The organism is Roseovarius sp. D0-M9 (assembly GCF_037083805.1).
GTDB lineage: Bacteria > Pseudomonadota > Alphaproteobacteria > Rhodobacterales > Rhodobacteraceae > Roseovarius.
In genome coordinates this window covers 37548-58191 of the sequence record NZ_JBAPKZ010000023.1, presented here as the reverse complement: position 1 = coordinate 58191, position 20644 = coordinate 37548, and the positions used below count along the sequence as shown (strand labels likewise).

Here is a 20644-nt window from a genome sequence, read left to right as displayed (position 1 = left end):
GTCAAAAAATGACCGACCACATGACGCACGCGGGGAGCAGAACATGGCACATCGGGACAAGAAGTCGAAGCGAAGCGCAGTGAAGGTGCTGGGCGGGATCAAGGGATTGGCGGTTTTCCTGCTGCTCCTGTCGGGTGTGATCAACATACTGGCCCTGACCGGAGCCTTCTACATGCTGCAGATATATGACCGTGCTCTGGTCAGTGGCAGCGTTCCGACGCTTGTGGCGATGTCGGTGCTCGCCATCGGGCTTTACGTGTTTCAGGGCGTTTTCGACATCATCCGAACGCAGGTTCTTGTGCGGATCGGTGCACGCCTAGACCGCCGCCTTGCACCTGTAGCACATCAGCTGGTCGTCGACATGCCGCGCTTGGGTTACTCTACGTCCGAGGCGCTGGAACGCGGGCGAGATGTCGATACGCTCCGCGGCTTCTGCGGCTCTCAGGGACCGATCGCGATTTTCGACTTGCCTTGGATGCCGATTTTCCTCGCCTTCGTTTATTTCTTGCACCCGTGGCTTGGTGCTTTGACCATAGCGGGTGCCTTCGTCCTGACGTCCCTTGCGATCGTGACCGAGTTGCGCACCCGCAGCTGGAGCACCGCAACAACGGCCTCGACCATTGAACGAAACGCGATAGCCGACTCGAACGCCCGCAACGCCGAAGTCCTGAAAGCTATGGGCTTTGCCTCGCGGGCAGTCTCTCGCTTTGCCACAGCCAATGACAAGCACCTCGAACTCCAGACGCGCACAAGCGATATCTCAGGTACGTACAGTGCGGTTTCGCGGGTTCTGCGGATGCTTCTGCAATCTTCGATCCTGGGCCTTGCTACCTATCTCACCATAATGGGGCAACTGTCGGCCGGTGCGATCATCGCGGCCACCATCGCCGCAGCGCGGGCAATGGCGCCGATCGATCTCGCGATTGGCAACGCCAAGAACCTGGAGGCCGCGCGCAGTGCGTGGAAGCGTCTGCGCAACACGGTCGAAGTCCTCGAAAATCAGCCCGAACCGATGGCCTTGCCCGACCCCACGACATCGCTGAAGGTCGAGGGCATTACGATTGCCGCGCCTGCGACCGGCCGTGTCCTGTTGAGCGATGTCTCATTCGAGGCAACCGCAGGGCAAGCTGTCGGCATCATCGGCCCCAGCGGTGGCGGTAAGACGACGCTGGCACGCGCACTGACCGGCATCTGGCCCAGCCTGCGCGGATCGGTGCGGCTGGATGGCGCAGAGCTTGCGCAATGGAGCGATGACAGCCGCGGTGTGCATATCGGCTACATGCCGCAGGACGTCGGCCTGCTCGATGCGACTGTCGAGGAAAACATTGCGCGTCTTTCGATGACGCCGGACCCGAAGGCCGTCGTTGAAGCCACGCGTGCAGCCATGGTGCATGAAATGATCGTGCGAATGCCCGACGGATATCGCACTTACCTTGGGCCGATGGGCGCATCTCTGTCAGGCGGCCAGCGCCAGAGGCTAGGTCTTGCGCGGGCGCTATACGGCAATCCCTTTCTGGTCGTTCTGGATGAACCCAACGCCCATCTCGACCCCGAGGGCGAGGCCGCTTTGACGGCTGCCATCGAGGGGGTCAAGAAACGGGGCGGTATTGTGGTGCTGATCGCCCACCGCCCCTCGGCTCTTCAGGTTTGTGACCTGATTGGTGTTGTTCAGGGCGGCAAGTTGACGGCCTTCGGCCCACGGGAAGAGATTCTGAATCCGCGGCCCTTGAAGACAAAGGAATCCAGCGATGTTCCTGCGGGCACGCCAATTTCGGCGCCTGATCCTGCACCTGCCGTCGCGAAGGACGCCCAGATTGCGCGGGCTGCCGGGCAAAAAAGCCAGGGGGGCCGGAAATGATCGACGTCAAGGGCATCCGTTCCAATCAGGCAAACTCCGATCCAGATGACCCGCTGAACCTGCGGGCGCAGGAGGAGGTGGGCAACAAGAAAACCGTTTTCGGATGGTTCGGTGGTCTTCTCGCGGTGGGATTGTACCTACGCTCCTTCCTGTGGTCAGAACCCGAGGCCAGTGTTCCGGCGGAGGAGACTCCCTTGCCCGACGCAGAAGACGCCGTTGACGCACCGCACAAGGTATCGCTCAGGCTGGTCGGGGAAGAGCCCGCCCCCGAGGAAGAAGGCAGCAACGACATCGAGCCAGAGCTGGAATCAACCGTCGCCTCGCCCATTCCAGGGCTTCCGGGGCCGTTTGCCCCTTTTTTCTTTGAACCATTGTCGGTCTTGGCCAGTGGCACTGAACTGCCGCGCGACGCTGCCAATGCGGCTTTGCCGCCGTTCAAATGGCTGGGCCAAGCGAACGTCGGCCGCATGATCGACTCGCCCATGGGCGGCTATACGCCTTTTTCGTCAGTGCCAAATAGCAACCCGTCCCCGATTGTCTCGCCTGAACAAACTGACGAGACGAATGGGCCAGATGACGACCGCGATGATGAAGATACGCCGCAGGATCCGAACAAGGGCCCTCGCAATAACGGGCCGGTTTATCTTGGGGACGTCGGTAGCGGCTTGGCCGTCAGCTTTGCCCTCTCTTACTTTCTTCCCCAGACGTATGACCCGGAGGGCGACCTGCTGAGCATATCGATGGGGGCTAGCACGTCCGGCACAATGATCCCGAAGGGCGAAGGGTGGCTCTATCTGGCCGATACCGATTTTCTGGGAGAGGTGAAAATCAACTTCGTCGTGACGGATGGAGAATTCGAAGTTCCGCAATCGGCCTATTTGACCGTGATCGAGAACATCTTCACCGGAACCGATGGCGACGACCTGCTTGTCGGAACGCGGGGCCGGGACAGGATAGTTGGTCTGGAGGGTGACGACAATCTTGCCGGATTGGGCGGCCGCGACACCATTGAGGGCGGCGGCGGCGACGACAACATCGCGGGTGGCGACGGCGACGATATCTTGATTGGTGGCGATGGTGACGACGTGATCGTCGGTGGCCGCGGGGATGACTGGATTTCCGGCGGTGCCGGTAACGACCGTCTTTATGGGGGGGCTGGCGACGACGAGATCTATGGCGATGCCGGCGATGACGAAATCCATGGCGACCAAGGCAACGACGTCCTCTCGGGCGGCGATGGGGATGACCGGATCTGGGGCGGCGACGACGACGATGTCCTGTCGGGTGATGCAGGTGATGATCTCCTCATGGGCGATGCTGGCGACGACGTCATTTCCGGCGGTGTCGGTAACGACACGGCGTTTGGCGGTCAGGGTGACGATCTGATCTTTGGCGATGACGGTGACGATTTGCTCGACGGTGGCGATGGCAACGACATTTTGGTGGGCGACGAGGGCCGGGATGTACTGATCGGAGGCGCTGGCGACGATGTCCTCAGAGGCGGCTCGGACGAGGATACAGTCATGGGCGGCGCCGGAGACGATCTGGTCATAGCTGACGATGACGACGCCTCGGATCACTATGACGGTGGCGAAGGCCATGATCAGCTTGATTACTCGGACGCGACCCAACCGGTGAATTTTGATTTGGAGGCAGGCACGGCGTCCGGTGAAAGCACCGGCGAAGACAGCTTCGAGAATTTCGAGCGGTTCGTGGGCACGGAGGGCGACGACACTTTCTACGCGTGCGGGGGTGAGGCCATACTGACCGGGAACGGCGGAGCGGACCTCTACACCTTCGCCCAGGGCGATACTGTGGACATCATTCGCTCACTGTATCAGATCACCGATTTCGACTCAGATGACGAGATGTTGATCCAGATGGGATCGAACCACAGACACATCAGAAAAGCTCAGGACTCGCTTGAAGACCGGCTCGAAGACAGTCTGGAGGACTACGCCGAAGGCGTCGGTGCTGACGAACCCAGGCTGAGCTACCACTACGACTGGACCGACACCTATCGAAGAACGGTGATCGAGGTCGATTTCGACCGCGACAAAGTTGTCGACCTCCAGGTTGTTCTCGATGGCGAACACATACTCGTCTTCGAGACCGCCTGAGCGACAGCACAAAAGGAAATTGGACATGACCAAAGCTCTATTCCCTGCCGGTGCATCGAACTCGTCACGGGCTTATGATCGCCTTGGGGGGCGGATTTTTCTGGGTGCAATCCTTGTGGTTGCGCTTTTGGGGGGCGTCGGCGCATGGGCCTTCACGGCCAATCTGACGGGCGCTGTCATCGCGATGGGCACCGTGAAGGTCGACCAGAACCTTAAGCAGGTTCAGCACCGCGATGGCGGCATTGTGGAGACAATTGCCGTCCGCGAGGGGGACGACGTCGAGGTGGGGCAAATGCTGTTCCTGCTCGATGATGCTCAGTCGCGTGCTGAATTGTCGATCCTCTCGGCCCAGCTTGACGAGGCCGAGGCCCGCCGGGCCCGGCTTGTCGCGGACCGCGAAGGGGCTGTGGATCTCCGGTTTCCGGATCGGCTGCTGACAGAGGATCCAAAGCACACTGAACTGGTGTCTGGCGAGCTGCGGCTTCACGCTGGCAACATCGCCAACCGGGCCAACCAGCGCGAACAGCTCGATCTTGGTATTGCGCAGGTCGAAGAAGAGATATCCGCCCTAAAGTCACAAAGATCCGCGCTGACCGATGAGACCGTACTTGTGGAGAAGACCTATCAGCGCATCGTCGGTCTCTTTGAAAAGGGGCTGGTCGAGGCAAATCGTGTCGAGGACGCCGAGCGCGAACTGGTGCAGTTCCGTGGCAAGCTGGGCGAGCTTGATGCCAATATCGCCCGATCCCGCTCACGGATCAGCGAGATTGGCATGCGTATCCTCGCTGTGGACGAGGTCGCCCGAACCGAAGCGCAGCGCGAGCTTGCCGTGGTCGATGCGCGTATTCAGGAATTGTCCGACAGGCTCGCGGCTGTGCAGGACCGTTTGTCCCGTACCGAAATACGTGCGCCGATTTCCGGCCGCATCAACGAGCTTTCTGTATTTACGGAAGGCGGCGTTATCACCCCTGCCGAAGTGCTCGCGACCATCGTGCCTGCTTCAGCCGAATTGAGGGTCGAAGTGCAGCTGCCCACCACGGCAATAGACCAAGTTTATCTGGGACAGCGTGCGCGCGTGAGGTTCTCGTCGTTCAATCACCGGACAACCCCCGAGATCGTCGGAACCATTTCGCATATAGCGCCCGCGACAACGATTTCGCCGACCACCGGAGAGCCATTCTATATCGGTCACGTGTTCCTGACCGCAGACGAGCTTGCGCGCCTCAACAACTTGGTGCTGTTACCTGGCATGCCCGCCGAAATCTACCTTTCGACCCAGGAACAAACGGCCGCTGCCTATTTTGCTCGACCGCTCCTCGACCAGTTCGAGCGTGCCTTTCGGGAGGAGTGAAGGAAGCGGAAGACGTCAACACCCCTGTCACCCTGATCGCCCCAAAATGCTCTGATTCTGGTGTTGGGCTACCTGAAGGGGGCAGTCCGACACTGGATGCCGTTTTAGTCTTGCGTGCCTCGTTGCGCAAAGCTGTCCAGCTCATCGATGAAAAGCACCGGTGGCGCAGCCTCTCTGGTCTCGGCAAAGGCCTTTTCGAGGGCGGCAAGCATATCGCTCTGGTGACCGTGTTTCTGACAGTCAGAGAACGAGGTGACGCTATCGGGAGGTCTGCTGACGCAAAGTTCGGGCGCGGCGGGATGAGCGCCGCGCCCGGTGTGACTTCAGCTGAGCGCGTCCGAGCAGCGTTTGCACGTGCCGGGGTGTGCGTGCGTGCCGACATCGGGAAGGATTTTCCAGCAGCGCAGGCATTTTGCGCCCGGTGCCTTCTGGAAGAGCACCGCGATGCCCTCGGCCTCTGGCAGACGCTCGGCCTCTGTAGGGGCATCGCCCTGCCGGATGTCGATCCCGGAGGTGATGCAGACATCCTCGAAGGGCACTGATTGCAGGGCCTCGTGCAGGGCCGCGTCTGCGACGAAGACCTGCGGCGCGGCCTCGAGCGAGGAGCCGATGACCTTGTTTGTGCGCTGCGTTTCGAGCGCGGCAGTGACGGCGCGCCGGGCCTGCCGGACGCCGGACCATTTCGCGGCCAACGCGGGGTTGCGCCACGACTGGGGCGTCTCGGGCATGTCCTGCAGGTGCAGGGAGGAGTCAGCGCCGGGGAAACGCTCGAGCCAGACCTCCTCCATCGTGAAGACGAGGGCGGGAGCAAGCCAGGTCGTGAGGCGGTGGAACAGCAGGTCAAGCACCGTGCGCGCCGCGCGGCGGCGGGTGGTATCGCCGTCGCAATAAAGCACGTCCTTGCGCACGTCGAAGTAGAAGGCCGAAAGATCGAGCGTGCAGAAGTTCAGCAGCGTTTGCGTCACGCCCTGAAAGTCATAAGCGGCATATCCCTCGCGCACGCGGGTGTCGAGCTCGGCCAGGCGGTGAAGCACCCACTGCTCGAGTTCGGGCATCTCGGCGGGCTCGATGCGGTCCGACTCCTCGAAATGGGCGAGCGCGCCGAGCAGGTAGCGCATCGTGTTGCGCATCCGGCGATAGCTGTCCGACACGCCCTTGAGGATTTCCTGCCCAATGCGCAGATCGCCGGTGTAGTCCGATTGGGCGACCCAGAGGCGCAGGATATCGGCGCCATACTGCTTGGTCACGTCCTCGGGGGCGACGGTATTGCCGACCGATTTGGACATCTTGTTGCCCTTCTCGTCCAGCGTGAAGCCGTGGGTCAACACACCGCGATAGGGCGCGCGTCCTTGAGTGCCGCAGCTTTGCAGCATTGACGAATGGAACCAGCCGCGATGCTGGTCGGTGCCTTCGAGGTAGAGATCGGCCAGCCCGTCTGCGGAGCCGTCTTCGCGGTCGCGCAGGACGAAGGCGTGGGTGGAGCCGCTGTCGAACCAGACGTCGAGGATGTCATCCACCTTGTCCCAGTCATCGGGGTTTACGATACCCGACAGGAAGCGTTCCTTGGCGCCCTCCTTGTACCAGGCATCCGCGCCCTCGGCCTCGAATGCCTCCAGGATACGGGCGTTGACTTCGGCATTTTGCAGCAGGAAACCCTCGTCCGTCGGCTTGGCCCCGCGCCGGGTAAAGCAGGTGAGCGGCACGCCCCAGGCGCGCTGGCGCGACAGCACCCAATCGGGCCGCGCCTCGATCATCGAATAGAGGCGGTTGCGGCCCTTTTGCGGGGTCCATGTCACCAGCTCGTCGATGGAGGTCAGCGCGCGTTCGCGGATCGTCTTGCCGTAGGTGTCCTGATCGTCGCCCACGGGGCGGTCGATGGCGGCGAACCATTGCGGCGTGTTGCGGTAGATGATCGGCGCCTTGGAGCGCCAGCTGTGCGGATAGCTGTGCTTGATCTTGCCGCGCGCCAGAAGGCCGCCGACCTCGGTCAGCTTGTCGATGACGGCCTTGTTGGCGTCGCCCTCCTTGCCCTTGGCGGTCAGGATCGCCTTACCGCCGAAGAACGGCAAATCCGTGCGGAAGGTGCCATCATCCATGACGTTGTAGGTGATGACATCGGCCAGCATGCCCAGATCGCGGTAAAGCTCGAACTCCTCCATGCCGTGCGATGGCGCGCAATGGACAAAGCCGGTGCCTTCCTCGTCGGTAACGAAATCGGCGGCGCGGAAATCGCGCGGCTGGTCCCATTCGCCCTCCGAGCCGGGCGCGCCGGCGAGGGGGTGGTTGAGCGACAGACCTGCCAACTCGTCCGACGTGACCCCGCGCACGCGTTTCCACATGCCCTCTTCAAGGCGCGCGCGCTTGAACACCTCGCCTGCCAGCTTGTCGGCAAGCAGGAACGTGTCGCCAACAGTCGCCCAGCATTCATCGGGGGTATTGGTGACCTCGTAGAGGCCATAGTCAATATCCGCGCCGTAGACGACGGCCTTGTTCGACGGGATCGTCCATGGGGTCGTTGTCCAGATGACGACATGGGCGCCCACGAGGTCGCGGGTGTCCAGCTTTGCCCCATCTCCGACAACTGGGTCGATCACCTCGAACTTCACCCAGACCGTAAAGCTCTCCTTGTCGTGATACTCCACCTCGGCCTCGGCCAGTGCGGTTTTCTCGACGGGCGACCACATGACGGGCTTGGAGCCCTGATAGAGCGTGCCGGTCATCAGGAACTTCTGAAATTCCTCCGCGATGATCCGCTCGGCGCGGAAATCCATCGTCAGATAGGGCTTTTCCCAGTTGCCGGTCACGCCGAGGCGCTTGAACTCGCCGCGCTGGATGTCGATCCAGCCATCGGCGAACTTGCGACATTCCTGGCGGAAATCGACGATGTCGACCTCGTCCTTGTTCTGGCCCTTGGCGCGGTATTGCTCTTCGATCTTCCACTCGATGGGCAGGCCGTGGCAATCCCAGCCGGGGATGTAGCGCGCGTCGCGGCCCATCATCTGCTGCGAGCGCACGACCATGTCCTTGAGGATCTTGTTCAGCGCGTGGCCGATGTGCAGGTGCCCGTTGGCATAGGGGGGGCCGTCGTGCAGGGTGAAGGGCTGGCGCCCTTCGGCCTTTTCGCGCAGGCGCTCATAGATGCCGATCTCTTCCCAGCGCGCCAGCCATTCCGGCTCGCGCTTGGGCAGGCCCGCGCGCATCGGAAAGTCGGTCTTGGGCAGGTTCAGTGTGTCTTTGTATTCAGGCTGCTCCTTGGGAGCATTCTGGCGGGTATCAACGGTGTCGGCGCACATTTCGGGCGTCCTTTATCTCGGGTCTCGGCTTGGGTATGAGGGGGCGGCGCGAGTGGCTCGAACGCCTTGTCCCGGCGGCTCAGGTTTCAGAGCGCCGGGCATGTAATTCGTGTGATGATCGCGAAAAGATACACCATGGCCGCGTTATAGGGGCCACGGCGCCCCGCGTCCAGAGGGCGAAAGGAGACAGGCCAATGACCAATCCGGTGGCCCAGTTCGAAATCAGCCGCGATGAGATCGCCCGCGTCGTTGCGCGGTTCTATGCCAAGGTGCGGCGCGATCCGGTGCTGGGGCCGGTTTTTGGCGCGCATATCGCGCCGGGCGGCTGGCCCGCGCATGAAGAGAAGATCAATCACTTTTGGGCCAACGCGATCCTGCGCGAGCGGGTCTATGAGGGCAATCCGATGCAGGTCCACAAGGCGGCGAGCGATGTGAAGGCCGCCCATTTTGCCGTCTGGCTGGGCCTTTTCGATCAGGTTCTGCAAGAGGAACTGGACGAGCAGACCGCGCGCCGCTGGTCTGCCCTGGCGCACAGGATCGGGCGCGGCTTCAAGGTAGGGCTGGAGATGCGCGCGGCGCCGGGGGCAGTGCCGAACCTGCGCTAAAGCGTTTCGCGAAACGCAGAGCCACATATAGGCCTTGCACGCGTTTCGCCTTTTGCTGATGCCTCAGGTTAAAGGCGAAACGCTTTAGCTGGGAAAAAGGCCGCTGAGCGCCGTTGTGACGATCCGGCGCACCCGGGGCCGCCTGCCCGGCGAAAAGGGCAGGGGCCGGCAGACCTCCATGGCGGCGACGCCGACGCGTGCGGTCAGCGCGCCATTGACGACCCCCTCGCCAAAGCGGCGCGATACCTTGCTCAGCAGACTGCCGCCCGCGACCGAGCTGATGACGTCATCGCCCACGGCGACAGCGCCGGTGGCCACGAGGTGCGTCATCACGGCGCGGGTCAGGCGCAGGCTGCCCAAGGTGCCCGACCGGCCACCGTAGATTTCGGCGATGCGGCGGATCATGCGGATGTTGGCGGTCAGCGCGGTAATCACATCGGCCAGCGCCAGTGGCACCAGCGCGGTCACGGCGGCCACTTGCCGCGCCGCGCCCTCGACTTGACGCAGCGCCGCGGCGTCCAGCGGGGTCAGCAATTCGGCCTCGGCCAGCGACAGAAGTGCACCGGCATCAAAGGCATCACCGCGCCGCTCGGCCAGCCGCGTTCGGCCCCAGCGCGTATCCTCCCGGCCCTTGTAGAGGGCGGCCAGATCATTGGTGAGGATGCGTGCGGCGGGCAGATCCTCGGCGCTGAGCGCGGCATCCGCGCGGCGATGCAACTCGTCTATGCGGCCAAGGCGCGCAAAGGCGGCCATCTCGCGAATGGCGATGATGACAAGGACGATCAGCAGCGCCCCGATGAGGGCCGTGACGACATAGCCAAGGATCGGCACGCGCGCGACAAGACCGGTGGCGAAATCCCAGGCCGCCAGCGAAATCGCAACAGTCAGAAGCGCGCCGACAAGACCCCAGAAGATGCGCGCCAGCCGCGAGGGACGCCGCGAGGCCAGCACGGCGGCGGTTTGCATCGCGGCGCCCTGGGGCGCGTCGGGAAATTCGGGCTCGGGCACGGGCGGCGCCTCGGAGGGGGCGGCGCGCGGGGCGCTGTCATCGAGATCAAACAGAACAGGGCCTTTGGGGCGGGTCATTGCGCGCACCTCTCGTCATGCTGGAGGCAGCTTTCACTGAGCCAGAGCATATGAATATCGGGCAACCTCTCGTCATTGCCGGTGCCGTCGCTGCGCCGCGCCTCGGCAAAGCCTTGGGCCGCATAGAAGGCGCGCGCGGTCTCATTGGCTTCGGCAACCCAAAGCTCCAGCCGGGGTGCGGCGCGCTTGGCGTCATCCAGCAGCGCCCGGCCCAGCCCGCGGCCCTGTGCACGGGGGTGAACATAAAGCGCATGCACCCGCGTGCCGTCCCGCGCGATGAAGGCAGCAGGCCCGCGCGCGTCCCGCACCACCCTGACCCAGCCGCGCCGCGTGATCTGTGCCATCACGCGCAAGTCAGTGCGGTACGGGCGCACCCGTGGTAGCCACGGCGCGCTTCGTGCGAAACCCCAGAGGATCGCGGCCATCTGCGGGACGTGCCACAGACGCGCGCGGGCAGGGCCTTGTGCGGTCACAGCCGATCCCCGATCAGAAATTGCGCCGCGCGGTCGAGGCGGATATGCGGCGGGCCCATGCCCGGTTTGAGCTGAAGCGTGGCGGGGGCGAACTTCATGATCTGGTAGTCCCGGTCGAGCCATGCCTCATGCCCCTGCCGGGCCGCAGAGATCAGGGCCGCCGGGCTTTCGGGCAGCTCGCCGGGATAGAAGGCCGCCTGCCTGCCGCGCGAGCCATCCTCGGGGTTCTGGAGGGTGCCGCGCACGCAATCCAGCGTGCCGCCCTCATGCTCGCGCGTCTCCTCGACCGTCGCGCGCAGCGAGGCCAGCGCGATGGAGGCGGTCTGTGCGCCCTGAAAATCGGCGCGGGCGCGCGCCTCGCCCGTCAGGGCCTCCATGAAGGCGGTCAGGCGCGCGTGCTGGGAATGATGCAGGTGGTCTGCCTTGGTCGCGGCAAAGAGGATCTTCTCGACCCGGCGGCCAAAGAAGATGCGGCTGAGGAATGCGTTGCGCCCGGGGCGAAAGGCGCTGAGGATATCGGCCATCGTGTCTTGCAGGTCGGCCACGGCGGGCGGCCCTGCATGGATCGCCTCCAGCGCGTCCACCAGCACGATCTGTCGATCAATGCGCGAGAAGTGATCGCGGAAGAACGGTGCGACGATCTGGGATTTGTAGGCGTCATAGCGCCGCTCCATCTCGCGCCAGAGGCTGCGGCGGGCGGGGCTGCCGGGCTTTGCCATCGGCGCAAAGGTCAGCGCGGGCGAGCCGGCCATGTCGCCGGGCAGCAGGAACCGGCCCGGTGCAATGCCGCTGAGGCCCTTTTTCCGCGCGGCGTTGAGGTAGAGGGTGAAGCTCTCGGCGAGGGCCTTTATCTGCGGTTCTTGCCATGCGGCCTCGGGGTCACTCTCGGCCACTTCTGCAAGGTAGGGCGCGGCAATGTCGCGGCGCTGCATCATGTCGAGTGTTGCCGCACTCCATTCGGCGTAGGATTTGTCCATCAGGGCCAGATCCAGCAGCCATTCACCGGGGTAATCCACGATATCGACATGCACCGTGCGCGGCCCGGACAACCCGGCAAGAAGGCCCGTGGGGCGCACGCGCATGGACAGGCGCAACTCGGATATGGTGCGGGTGCTGGCGGGCCAATGGGGCACCGGCGCGGTCAGCGCATTCAGATGCTGCTCAAAATCGAAGCGCGGAACGGTGTCGTCGGGCTGCGGCTGAAGAAAGGCTGCCTCGATACGCCCCTCGGCTGCTGCATTGAGGCCGGGCATCCGCCCGCGCGCCAGCAGGTTGGCGACAAGGGAGGTGATGAACACCGTCTTGCCGGCGCGGGCAAGGCCGGTCACACCGATGCGGATCACAGGCTCGAAAAAAGCCTCGGACACGCTGCCCGTAATGCGCTCGGCCCCGCGGGTGAGGCCGTCAGCCAGGTTCGATATGCCCAATGCGCGGCCCTTTCCGTGATGCCTTGATCCATAGATAACGACAGGAACGTGCGGTTTCCAGTGGCGCGGGGCGGGATCGCCTTCGGCGAGAGTATTTGTGGAACAATGAAAGTGCGGGGCCGCCCAAGAGGATGCTTTTACGAGGGTGGCATTTGGAGTAAGCGGGGCGCCATGCCGAGATTTGCGCTGAAAGTCGAATACCATGGGGGACCCTTCGCGGGCTGGCAGCGCCAGCGCGACCAGCCATCGGTGCAAGGCGCCATCGAGGCGGCGCTCGCCCGGCTCGAGCCGGGCCCGCATACCATCGCCGCCGCCGGGCGCACCGATGCAGGCGTGCATGCGCTGGGGCAGGTGGCGCATTGTGATCTGGTCAAGCCCTGGGCGCCGTTTCGCCTGATGGAGGCGCTCAACTATCATCTGAAGCCGGATCCGGTGGCGATCGTCGACTGCGCCGAGGTGGTCGAGGATTGGCACGCGCGATTCTCGGCCACCGAGCGGCGCTATTTCTTTCGCCTTGCCATGCGGCGCGCGCCGGTGACGCACGACAAGGGGCTGGTGTGGCAGGTGCCGCATGATCTGGACGTGGACGCGATGCGCGCGGGTGCGGCGTATCTGGTGGGACTGCATGATTTCACCACTTTCCGCTCTGCGATGTGCCAATCTGCGAGCCCGGTCAAGACATTGGATGCAATCGAGATCGCACGCGTCGATGGTCCGGGCGGCGCGGAGGTGCAGTTTCGCCTGCGCGCCCGGTCATTTTTGCATAACCAGGTGCGCAGTATCGTCGGCACGCTGGAGCGGGTCGGGCGCGGTGCCTGGGCGCCTGTGGATATGCGCGCGGCGCTCGAGGCGGCGGATCGCGCGGCTTGCGGGCCTGTGTGCCCGCCGCAAGGGCTGTATCTGGCCGAAGTTGGCTACCCTGATGCGCCCTTTGGCGCGGATTAGCCTTTGCGCTGGACGCGCTCGGCCGCTAGAGAAGAGCCGCGCGGTCCCTTAGCTCAACAGGATAGAGCAGCTGACTTCTAATCAGCAGGTTGAGGGTTCGAGTCCTTCAGGGATCGCCAGTATTTTAGGGAAGGAAGCTGCGCCGGGTTGGCGCTTTCGTCCCAACGTGATCGTTTGGCCAGTTTGCTCAGATGCGCATATCGCGCCGCTTCGGAGCCGGTTGCAGAATACCCGGCGAAACGCACCACCCTCAGACTTTTGGGAATATCCGCAGATGCCAGTTCAACGGCGCGCTGGCTGAGCGCGGGTCATGCGCCGGTAAATCAGGGGGCGCGTGTCACATTACTGTAGGGAATCGCGTGTACGTAGGTTTGGAAACGTTTCCACCATGGCGTAGCGCATGACCCAAAGATGAAAATCACCATCAAGGATGTCGCGCGCGAAGCGGGCTGCGGCGTCGCGACGGCGAGCCGCGTTCTGAACAAGTCAGGGCCCGCGAGCGCCGAAGTTCGAGGTCGCGTCGAGAAAGCCGTGCGTGATCTTGGCTTTTCCTTCAGTGCGATTGGCCGGGCGCTGCAAAGCAGCCGCAGCATGACGGTGGGCTGCCTGGTGCCGTCCCTTGCGAACCCTGTCTTTGCCGAAGCGGTGCAAGGCGTTCAGGAGGCGCTTGCCGGCACTGGGTACCAGTTGCTCATCTCCTGCTCGAACTATGACGGCACGGCCGACAATGACGCGATTGCGATGCTGATGGCCAAGGAAATCGACGGTCTGATCGTGACCATGGTTGCACCCGAGCGGAGCGCCGCCCTGAAAATGGCGCGCCGGCGCGGTATTCCGGTGTCGTTGATGTTTCACGATCCGATCGATGGCTTTGCAACCGCTCACGTCGATAACTTCGAAGCGGCGCGCGAGGTGGCTCGGCGCTTTGGCGATCTGGGGCATAGGCGCACGGCCTTTCTGGCGCTGCGGTTCGCGACGTCGGACCGCTCGCGCAACCGCTATGCGGGGTTTCATGCCGAATGCCGCGCGCGCGGATTACCGACGCCCGCGCTGATCGAGCTGAGCGAGACCGAAGCCAACACACCCGAACTTCTCTTCGATATACTCGCTTCGCTCAGCGGCCTGACGGCCGTCTTTGCGTCGAATGATTTCCTGGCCATCGCAGTTCAGAGGGCCGCGCGCCTTGGCGGGTGGCGCGTGCCGGATGACTTGTCGGTGGTCGGGTTCGACGGGATTGGCATCGGCCGGCTTCTGGATGTGCCACTGGCCACCATCGAAACCGCGCCGGAGGCGCTGGGCCAGCAGGCCGCCCGAACCCTTTTTGACCTCATGCAGAGGGGAATGCCTGTTCAGCGGCCGCCCCTGCCATTCACTTTTCGTGTGGGTGCCACCCTTGCGCACCCCCGCACGGAAGGCCGTGACGACGACCAGGTTGCCCCCTGGCCGCCGTCCGTTCACTCGCTCGATTACGATCTCAAACAAGGATGAACCCATGAAACATACTGTTCTTTCAGCGCTTTTCGCAACCGCGATCGCCACGCCCGCACTGGCCGAGGATGCCATCTGCTACAACTGCCCGCCGCAATGGGCCGATTGGGCGTCGATGCTGGCGGCGATTGACGAGAAGCTCGACATCCAGATGCCCCACGACAACAAGAACTCCGGCCAGACCCTGAGCCAGCTTCTGGCCGAGCGCGGCGCGCCGGTGGCGGACGTGGCCTATTACGGCGTGACAACTGGCATCAAGGCTGGCAACGAAGGCGTCGTGACGCCCTACAAGCCCGAAGGTTTTGACGAAATTCCAGATGGCCTGAAGGATGCTGACGGCAACTGGTTCGCGATTCACTACGGCACGCTGGGCTTTTTCGTGAATGTCGATGCGCTTGGCGGGGCGCCCGTGCCGCAGTGCTTTGCTGATCTGAGCAAGCCCGAGTATCGCGGCATGGTCGGCTACCTCGATCCGTCCTCGGCCTTTGTCGGCTATGCCGGTGCGGTGGCGGTGAACATGGCATTCGGAGGCGATCTGGGCAACTTCGACCCTGCGATCGAGTTCTTCAACGGGTTGGCCGAGAATGATCCGATCGTGCCCAAGCAGACCTCTTATGCGCGGGTCGTATCGGGCGAGATCCCGATCCTCTTTGACTACGATTTCAACGCGTATCGCGGCAAATACGAAGAGGATGGAAACTTCGAGTTTGTCCTGCCCTGCGAAGGCTCGGTCCGTGTCCCCTATGTGATGAGCCTCGTGGCGGATGCACCGAACGAGGATGCGGGAAAGCGCGTTCTCGACTTCATCCTGTCGGACGAGGGTCAGGCGATCTGGACCAATGCCTATCTTCAGCCCGCGCGCCCGGTGGAATTGCCCGCCGAGGTTGCCGAGAAGTTCCTGCCGGCCTCTGACTACGAGCGCGCGGTGGCGGTGGATTACGCCGAAATGGAGCGTGTGCAGGCCGCCTTCGGGGAGCGCTATCTGAACGAGGTGAACTGATAGCCGGTTTGCCATCAGGGCGGCGCGACATCCGCGCCGCCCGTCTCGCCCCTCCGTTTCCATCCCCCAAACTTCGAGGGTATCGGTGCCGTGACAACACGCCAATTCGTCCTACTGTGCCTATTGCCGCTGGCGATTTTCACATTGGCCTTTCTGGCCATCCCTCTTGCGCGTCTCGTCCTCGCATCTGGCGAAGGCGATGACGGGTGGGGGATCTATCTGACCATTCTTCAAACGCCGCGCTACCTGTCGACCTTGATCCAGACAGTCGTCGTGTCCCTCGCTGTCACGGCGGCGGCCCTTGTGATTTCGACCACGGCGGGGCTGTTTCTGGTGCGCAACCGTTTTGCAGGGCGCAGCGTGGTCTTGTCGGTGCTCACGCTGCCGCTGGCCTTTCCCGGCGTGGTGGTGGGCTTCATGATCATCCTCCTGGGCGGGCGACAGGGCCTCGTCAACCAGATGCTTCCGGGGCATTGGGTCTTTGCCTATTCCGTGTTCGGCCTGTTTCTGGGGTATCTCTACTTTTCGATCCCGCGTGTCCTGCTGACGGTCATGGCCGCGGCGGAAAAGATCGACCCTGCGCTGGAGGAGGCCGCCCGGACGCTGGGTGCGCCGCCGCACCGGATCTTGCTAGATGTGCTTCTCCCGGCGCTGTCCCCCGCGCTGATTGCGGCCGGGGCCATCGCCTTCGCCACGGCGATGGGGGCCTTTGGAACCGCCTTCACGCTGGCGACCGATATCGACGTGCTTCCGATGGTGATCTACACCGAGTTCACCCTGTCGGCGAACATCGCCATGGCCTCGGCCCTGTCGGTGATCCTCGGTCTCGTGACATGGGCGATGCTGTTGATCGCGCGAAGCTTTTCGGGTGATGCCGTGGCGGCGGGGGGCTGAGACGATGAAATCCCTCACCAAAGTCATCCCGCTTGTCGTCACTCTGCTGGCTTGTGCGTTCCTGTTCGTGCCCATCGTGTTGTCGGTGCTGGCGGGCGTGACAGTAAACTATTTTCAGGGCCTCTCTTCGGGTCTGACCCTAAAGTGGGTTGGCCAGGTGTGGGAACTCTACTCCCGCAGTATCTTTTTGTCGATCTGGCTGGCGCTGGCCTGTCTTGTGGTGACGCTCGTGCTTGGGGTGCCGGCGGCCTATGCCCTGGCGCGCAATCCGGGCCGGTCGTCGCGCATCCTGGAAGAGTTCATCTCCCTGCCGCTGGCCATCCCCGGTCTCGCCATCGCGCTGGCGCTTCTGCAACTCTACGGCACCTATCATGGGTTCCGCACCCATTGGAGCTTCATCCTTGTCGGGCATGTTCTCTACACGCTTCCGTTCATGGTGCGGTCGGTCCTTTCGGTGCTGGCCGCCATAGACCTGAAAACGCTTGAGGAAGGGGCTGCATCGCTGGGGGCGGGGCCGGCGCAGCGCTTTGTCGATGTCGTGGTGCCCAATGCGATGCCGGGGATCCTCGCCGGTGCGCTGACCGTCGTCACGCTCTCGATCGGGGAATTCAATTTGACCTGGATGCTGCACACGCCGCTCATGAAGACCCTGCCCGTTGGGCTGGCCGACAGCTATGCCTCCATGCGGCTCGAAGTTGCCTCGGCCTATACGCTGGTCTTTTTCCTGATGATCGTGCCGCTTTTGATGGCCATGCAATGGGCCAGCGCACGCGCCCAGAGGATTATGCAATGACTCTGACCCTGACGAATGTCGCCAAGACCTTTCCCGGTGGGACCAAGGCGCTCTTGTCCACCGATCTCGAAATCGAACAGGGCGAGATCGTCTCTCTTTTGGGGCCATCGGGCTGTGGCAAGACCACCCTGCTGAGGATTGTCGCAGGGCTGGAGGCGGCCGATGCGGGCGGGCGCGTCCTGTTCGACGGCGAGGATGTGACGGCCCTGTCGGTCGAGCGCCGCAAGATCGGCATGGTGTTTCAATCCTACGCCCTGTTTCNGTTCGACGGCGAGGATGTGACGGCCCTGTCGGTCGAGCGCCGCAAGATCGGCATGGTGTTTCAATCCTACGCCCTGTTTCCCAACATGTCGGTGCGCGGCAATATCGGCTATGGGCTGAAAATGCAGAAGCTGCCCAAGGCCGATATCGCCGCGCGGGTGGATGAGGTCATCGCGCTGTGCCAGTTGCAACCCTATGCCGAACGATCGATCGGGGCGCTCTCCGGGGGGCAGCGACAGCGCGTGGCGCTTGCCCGCGCCATTGCACCGCGCCCGCGCGTCCTGCTTCTGGACGAGCCGCTTTCGGCGCTGGATGCGTCTCTGCGCAACCAGTTGCGCGATGAGCTGGCCCTGCTGTTGCGGCAGTTCGGCATCACCGTGATCTTTGTCACACATGATCAGAACGAGGCCATGGCCATCGCCGACCGTGTGGCTGTCATGAGCCAGGGCAGGGTGGCCCAGATCGGAACGCCAGAGGCGCTATACCGCAATCCTGCCACGGGGTTCGTGGCTCGCTTTGTCGGTGACGCGATGCCGCTATCGGGGCGCATCGCCGCAAATCGGCTGCATGTCGACGGCGGCGTCCTTGCCCTGCCGGAGACGGCCGATGGAAAACGTGCCTTTGTTCGCGCCGAGGATGTGCGGATCGACGATGACGGGCCGATTTCGGCCCGCGTCGAGACTGTCACCTTTCTGGGCACGCATTACCGCATTGCCCTGTCGGGTGCCGTGCCCGGCATGCTCTTTGCGCTCCATGGCGGGCTGAGCGCGCCAAAACCGGGCGAGACTGTGCGCCTGTCCATTGCACCAGGGGCCATCCTGACCCTGCCCCCAGAAGAGGTAGATGCCTGAATGACCAGCTTTATCCAGATCACCGACACCCATATCGTCGCGCCGGGCGCGTTGGTCTGCGGCCAGTCCGACACGGCGACTGCGCTGCAACAGGCTGTCGCCACCATCAATGCAAAGCTTCCCCAACTGGGTGATGTTGATTGCGCCATCGTCACGGGCGATCTGACTGATCATGGCACGCCCGAGGAATACGCGCATTTCTCGGCGCTGATGGATGCGCTCGACCTGCCTTGGCGGGCGGTGCCGGGAAATCATGACCGGCGTGATGTCATGCGGTCGGCATTTTCGGATGCGCCCTGGATGCCGGGTAACGGGCCGATCCAATGGACGCATGACGTCGGACCCTTTTGCGTCATCGGCCTCGATACCCTTCTTGAAGGGGCCCACTACGGCGCGCTATCGGACGAAGGATTTGCCTTTCTAGACAAGGCCCTGACCGCGATGGGAAATCAATGCGCCATCGTCGCAACCCATCATCCCTGGATGCGCACCGGCATTGCGGCGATGGATGCCGACATGCTTCAGGGTGGCGCGCGGTTGCTTGAGCGGCTGCAAGCCCACCCCGGCCCGGTCCAGATGATTTCAGGCCATGCCCACAGGGCAATGACGTGCCAGATCGGCCGGGTGCACTGCCAGATTGCCCCCGCGCCCTGCCACGCCGTGGCGCTGGACCACCGGGCAGGTCAGGACGCACAGATGGTGTTGGAGCCGGGTGCCGTCACGGTTCACCTATGGCAGGGTATGGACGAGGGATATCTGACATCCAACATCCTGCCGATCGGATCTTTTCCCGGACCTTGGCCGTTTCACGAGTGATTTGGGAACGCAAGACGCCCGCGCCGGGCGGTGACGCGTCCCGCTCGCCCCCGAGGCGAGACGCAAGAGATCAGTCCTCGCTGGGCTGACTTGCGTGTTGGCGCAAGACATCGAGGGGCACGATATCCAGCGCGCGCTGATGCGTGGCATCAAGATCGACCGTAGGCGCGCAGCCCTCTTCGTGGGCTTGGAAAAAGCGCCCCGCGCACAGACACCATTGATCGCCCGGCTTTAACCCGGCAAAGCCGAATTCGGGGCGCGGGGTGCTGAGGTCATTGCCAACATATTTCGAAAAGGCGAGGAATTCGGCGGTCATCTGGGCACAGACGGTGTGGCTGCCGCGATCTTCGGCGCAAGTATTGCAGTGACCATCGCGGAAAAATCCGGTGACCGGATCGGTGGAAGAACATTCCTGAAGGGGCGTGCCGAGAACATTGATCGGGGCGTCTTTTTGCATGATCGCGTGCCTTTCTTTGTCTGGTGCAAGCTTAGCACGCAGCTGCGTGGCGGCAAGCAGCGGGCGTCAGCGGAACTTGTCGGCCAGCTTTTGCAGCGCCGTGCGGGTGTCTTTGGGTGCAGGATCTGGTGCTGGATCCGGCTTTGGCGTGGGCTCAGGTGCGGCTGGCTCTGGCTTGGCGCGCCCCGGCCCGGTTCCACCGGACGAGCGCGGCGGCGCCGTGCGCAGCGCGACGGCGTTCTGGAACTTGCCGTTGTCGCCCGCGGCAAGATGCGCGGCGCCGTCGCTACAGCCGCGCAGCACATCGTCCAGCCAATCCTGATCGGCCTTGGCAAAGTCATGCAGCACATAGCCGGGCACCGCATCCTTGTGGCCGGGATGGCCGACGCCCATGCGCACGCGCGTATAATGCGGGCCGATATGCTGGTGCAGCGAGCGCAGGCCGTTGTGGCCCGCATGCCCGCCCCCATCCTTGACGCGCAGCTTGCCGGGGGCGAGGTCGATTTCGTCGTGAAAGACGGTCACGTCCGGCGCCTCCAGCTTGAAAAAGCGCATTGCCTCTCCCACTGATTGACCGCTGAGGTTCATGAAGGTGCTCGGCTTGATCAGGATGATCTTTTCCGTGCCCAGCTTTCCCTCGCTGACAAGGCCCTGAAAGCGCGGCTTCCAAGGCCCAAAGCCATGATCTGCGGCGATCCGGTCAAGGGCCATGAAGCCGATGTTGTGCCGGTTGCCCGCATATTTCGCGCCGGGGTTGCCCAGCCCTGCAAAGATCAGCATGGGATGCCTTTCAGATGAATGCGCGCCAAGTCCTACGCGTTTGGCGGCCTGCGATCAATCCGCTGCCCAGTGCAGACCGGTGCGTGGATCAAAAAGTCACCCCGGCGAGTCCTTGTGACCTGCGCCGCGTCTTTGGCCGGTTGCAG

18 protein-coding genes and 1 tRNA gene are annotated in these 20644 nt (G+C 63.3%); 12 read left to right on the top strand and 7 right to left on the bottom strand.

Annotated features, from left to right (window positions below; genetic code table 11):
• The first annotated feature begins 43 nt into the window (after positions 1-43).
• The 3 genes from V8352_RS14950 to V8352_RS14940 are packed head-to-tail and all read left to right on the top strand — an operon-like array spanning position 44 to position 5329.
• Positions 44-1858, top strand: coding sequence for a type I secretion system permease/ATPase (locus V8352_RS14950; protein ID WP_336425099.1), 1815 nt, complete (start codon positions 44-46; stop codon positions 1856-1858).
• Entirely contained in the window at positions 1855-3978 is a 2124-nt protein-coding gene (locus tag V8352_RS14945; protein WP_336425098.1) for a calcium-binding protein, read from the top strand. Before V8352_RS14950 ends, V8352_RS14945 begins: the two co-directional genes overlap by 4 nt.
• A 25-nt stretch (positions 3979-4003) precedes the next feature.
• Entirely contained in the window at positions 4004-5329 is a 1326-nt protein-coding gene (locus V8352_RS14940) for an HlyD family type I secretion periplasmic adaptor subunit (RefSeq protein ID WP_336425097.1), read from the top strand.
• Positions 5330-5433: 104 nt separating this feature from the next.
• On the opposite strand, the gene V8352_RS14935 is transcribed toward V8352_RS14940, so the two are convergent.
• The gene (locus tag V8352_RS14935; protein ID WP_336425096.1) at positions 5434-5541 is read right to left on the bottom strand and encodes an AAA family ATPase; all 108 of its coding nucleotides are present in this window, start codon (positions 5539-5541) and stop codon (positions 5434-5436) included.
• Between the two features lie 111 nt (positions 5542-5652).
• The gene (gene ileS / locus V8352_RS14930; protein ID WP_336425095.1) at positions 5653-8622 is read right to left on the bottom strand and encodes an isoleucine--tRNA ligase; all 2970 of its coding nucleotides are present in this window, start codon (positions 8620-8622) and stop codon (positions 5653-5655) included.
• Positions 8623-8816: 194 nt separating this feature from the next.
• Between ileS and V8352_RS14925 the strand changes: the two genes are divergently transcribed.
• Entirely contained in the window at positions 8817-9227 is a 411-nt protein-coding gene (locus V8352_RS14925) for a group III truncated hemoglobin (RefSeq protein WP_336425094.1), read from the top strand.
• A gap of 84 nt (positions 9228-9311) precedes the next feature.
• On the opposite strand, the gene V8352_RS14920 is transcribed toward V8352_RS14925, so the two are convergent.
• From V8352_RS14920 to V8352_RS14910, 3 genes are read right to left on the bottom strand one after another with little or no spacing between them, the layout of a single operon-like run.
• Positions 9312-10313, bottom strand: a complete 1002-nt coding sequence (locus V8352_RS14920; RefSeq protein WP_336425093.1) for a YcjF family protein — start codon at positions 10311-10313, stop codon at positions 9312-9314.
• On the bottom strand, positions 10310-10786 hold the full coding sequence (locus V8352_RS14915; RefSeq protein WP_336425092.1) for a GNAT family N-acetyltransferase: 477 nt from the start codon (positions 10784-10786) through the stop codon (positions 10310-10312). The genes V8352_RS14920 and V8352_RS14915 overlap by 4 nt, the downstream gene beginning before the upstream one ends.
• Entirely contained in the window at positions 10783-12213 is a 1431-nt protein-coding gene (locus tag V8352_RS14910; protein ID WP_336425091.1) for a YcjX family protein, read from the bottom strand. Before V8352_RS14910 ends, V8352_RS14915 begins: the two co-directional genes overlap by 4 nt.
• Before the next feature lie 171 nt (positions 12214-12384).
• Between V8352_RS14910 and truA the strand changes: the two genes are divergently transcribed.
• The 8 genes from truA (at position 12385) to V8352_RS14870 (ending at position 19261) form a co-directional block, all read left to right on the top strand.
• Entirely contained in the window at positions 12385-13158 is a 774-nt protein-coding gene (gene truA / locus V8352_RS14905) for a tRNA pseudouridine(38-40) synthase TruA (protein ID WP_336425090.1), read from the top strand.
• A gap of 42 nt (positions 13159-13200) precedes the next feature.
• Positions 13201-13277, top strand: a tRNA-Arg gene (locus V8352_RS14900).
• A gap of 292 nt (positions 13278-13569) precedes the next feature.
• The gene (locus tag V8352_RS14895; RefSeq protein WP_336425089.1) at positions 13570-14646 is read left to right on the top strand and encodes a LacI family DNA-binding transcriptional regulator; all 1077 of its coding nucleotides are present in this window, start codon (positions 13570-13572) and stop codon (positions 14644-14646) included.
• 4 nt (positions 14647-14650) lie between these two features.
• On the top strand, positions 14651-15646 hold the full coding sequence (locus V8352_RS14890) for an ABC transporter substrate-binding protein (RefSeq protein ID WP_336425088.1): 996 nt from the start codon (positions 14651-14653) through the stop codon (positions 15644-15646).
• A gap of 90 nt (positions 15647-15736) precedes the next feature.
• Positions 15737-16540: an ABC transporter permease gene (locus tag V8352_RS14885; RefSeq protein ID WP_336425087.1), complete on the top strand. Its 804-nt coding sequence runs from the start codon at positions 15737-15739 to the stop codon at positions 16538-16540.
• A 4-nt stretch (positions 16541-16544) separates the two neighbouring features.
• Entirely contained in the window at positions 16545-17333 is a 789-nt protein-coding gene (locus V8352_RS14880; protein ID WP_336425086.1) for an ABC transporter permease, read from the top strand.
• Positions 17297-18445 carry an ABC transporter ATP-binding protein gene (locus tag V8352_RS14875; protein WP_442971042.1) on the top strand — a complete coding sequence of 383 codons (1149 nt, stop codon included), beginning with the start codon at positions 17297-17299 and terminating at the stop codon, positions 18443-18445. The genes V8352_RS14880 and V8352_RS14875 overlap by 37 nt, the downstream gene beginning before the upstream one ends.
• Entirely contained in the window at positions 18446-19261 is an 816-nt protein-coding gene (locus tag V8352_RS14870; protein ID WP_336425084.1) for a phosphodiesterase, read from the top strand.
• 70 nt (positions 19262-19331) lie between these two features.
• On the opposite strand, the gene V8352_RS14865 is transcribed toward V8352_RS14870, so the two are convergent.
• Both V8352_RS14865 and pth read right to left on the bottom strand, forming a co-directional pair.
• A complete protein-coding gene (locus V8352_RS14865; protein WP_336425083.1) occupies positions 19332-19718 on the bottom strand; it encodes a DUF2237 family protein in 387 nt (128 codons plus the stop codon).
• A gap of 66 nt (positions 19719-19784) precedes the next feature.
• The gene (gene pth, locus V8352_RS14860; protein ID WP_336425082.1) at positions 19785-20498 is read right to left on the bottom strand and encodes an aminoacyl-tRNA hydrolase; all 714 of its coding nucleotides are present in this window, start codon (positions 20496-20498) and stop codon (positions 19785-19787) included.
• Positions 20499-20644 lie beyond the last annotated feature (146 nt).

Coding starts and splice junctions, on each gene's coding strand:
- truA (WP_336425090.1), top strand. CDS start 12,385: ATGCCGAGATTTGCGCTGAAAGTCGAATACCATGGGGGACCCTTCGCG.
- V8352_RS14880 (WP_336425086.1), top strand. CDS start 16,545: ATGAAATCCCTCACCAAAGTCATCCCGCTTGTCGTCACTCTGCTGGCT.
- V8352_RS14935 (WP_336425096.1), bottom strand. CDS start 5,541: ATGCTTGCCGCCCTCGAAAAGGCCTTTGCCGAGACCAGAGAGGCTGCG.
- V8352_RS14870 (WP_336425084.1), top strand. CDS start 18,446: ATGACCAGCTTTATCCAGATCACCGACACCCATATCGTCGCGCCGGGC.
- V8352_RS14920 (WP_336425093.1), bottom strand. CDS start 10,313: ATGACCCGCCCCAAAGGCCCTGTTCTGTTTGATCTCGATGACAGCGCC.
- V8352_RS14950 (WP_336425099.1), top strand. CDS start 44: ATGGCACATCGGGACAAGAAGTCGAAGCGAAGCGCAGTGAAGGTGCTG.
- V8352_RS14895 (WP_336425089.1), top strand. CDS start 13,570: ATGAAAATCACCATCAAGGATGTCGCGCGCGAAGCGGGCTGCGGCGTC.
- V8352_RS14945 (WP_336425098.1), top strand. CDS start 1,855: ATGATCGACGTCAAGGGCATCCGTTCCAATCAGGCAAACTCCGATCCA.
- pth (WP_336425082.1), bottom strand. CDS start 20,498: ATGCTGATCTTTGCAGGGCTGGGCAACCCCGGCGCGAAATATGCGGGC.
- V8352_RS14890 (WP_336425088.1), top strand. CDS start 14,651: ATGAAACATACTGTTCTTTCAGCGCTTTTCGCAACCGCGATCGCCACG.
- V8352_RS14865 (WP_336425083.1), bottom strand. CDS start 19,718: ATGCAAAAAGACGCCCCGATCAATGTTCTCGGCACGCCCCTTCAGGAA.
- V8352_RS14940 (WP_336425097.1), top strand. CDS start 4,004: ATGACCAAAGCTCTATTCCCTGCCGGTGCATCGAACTCGTCACGGGCT.
- ileS (WP_336425095.1), bottom strand. CDS start 8,622: ATGTGCGCCGACACCGTTGATACCCGCCAGAATGCTCCCAAGGAGCAG.
- V8352_RS14925 (WP_336425094.1), top strand. CDS start 8,817: ATGACCAATCCGGTGGCCCAGTTCGAAATCAGCCGCGATGAGATCGCC.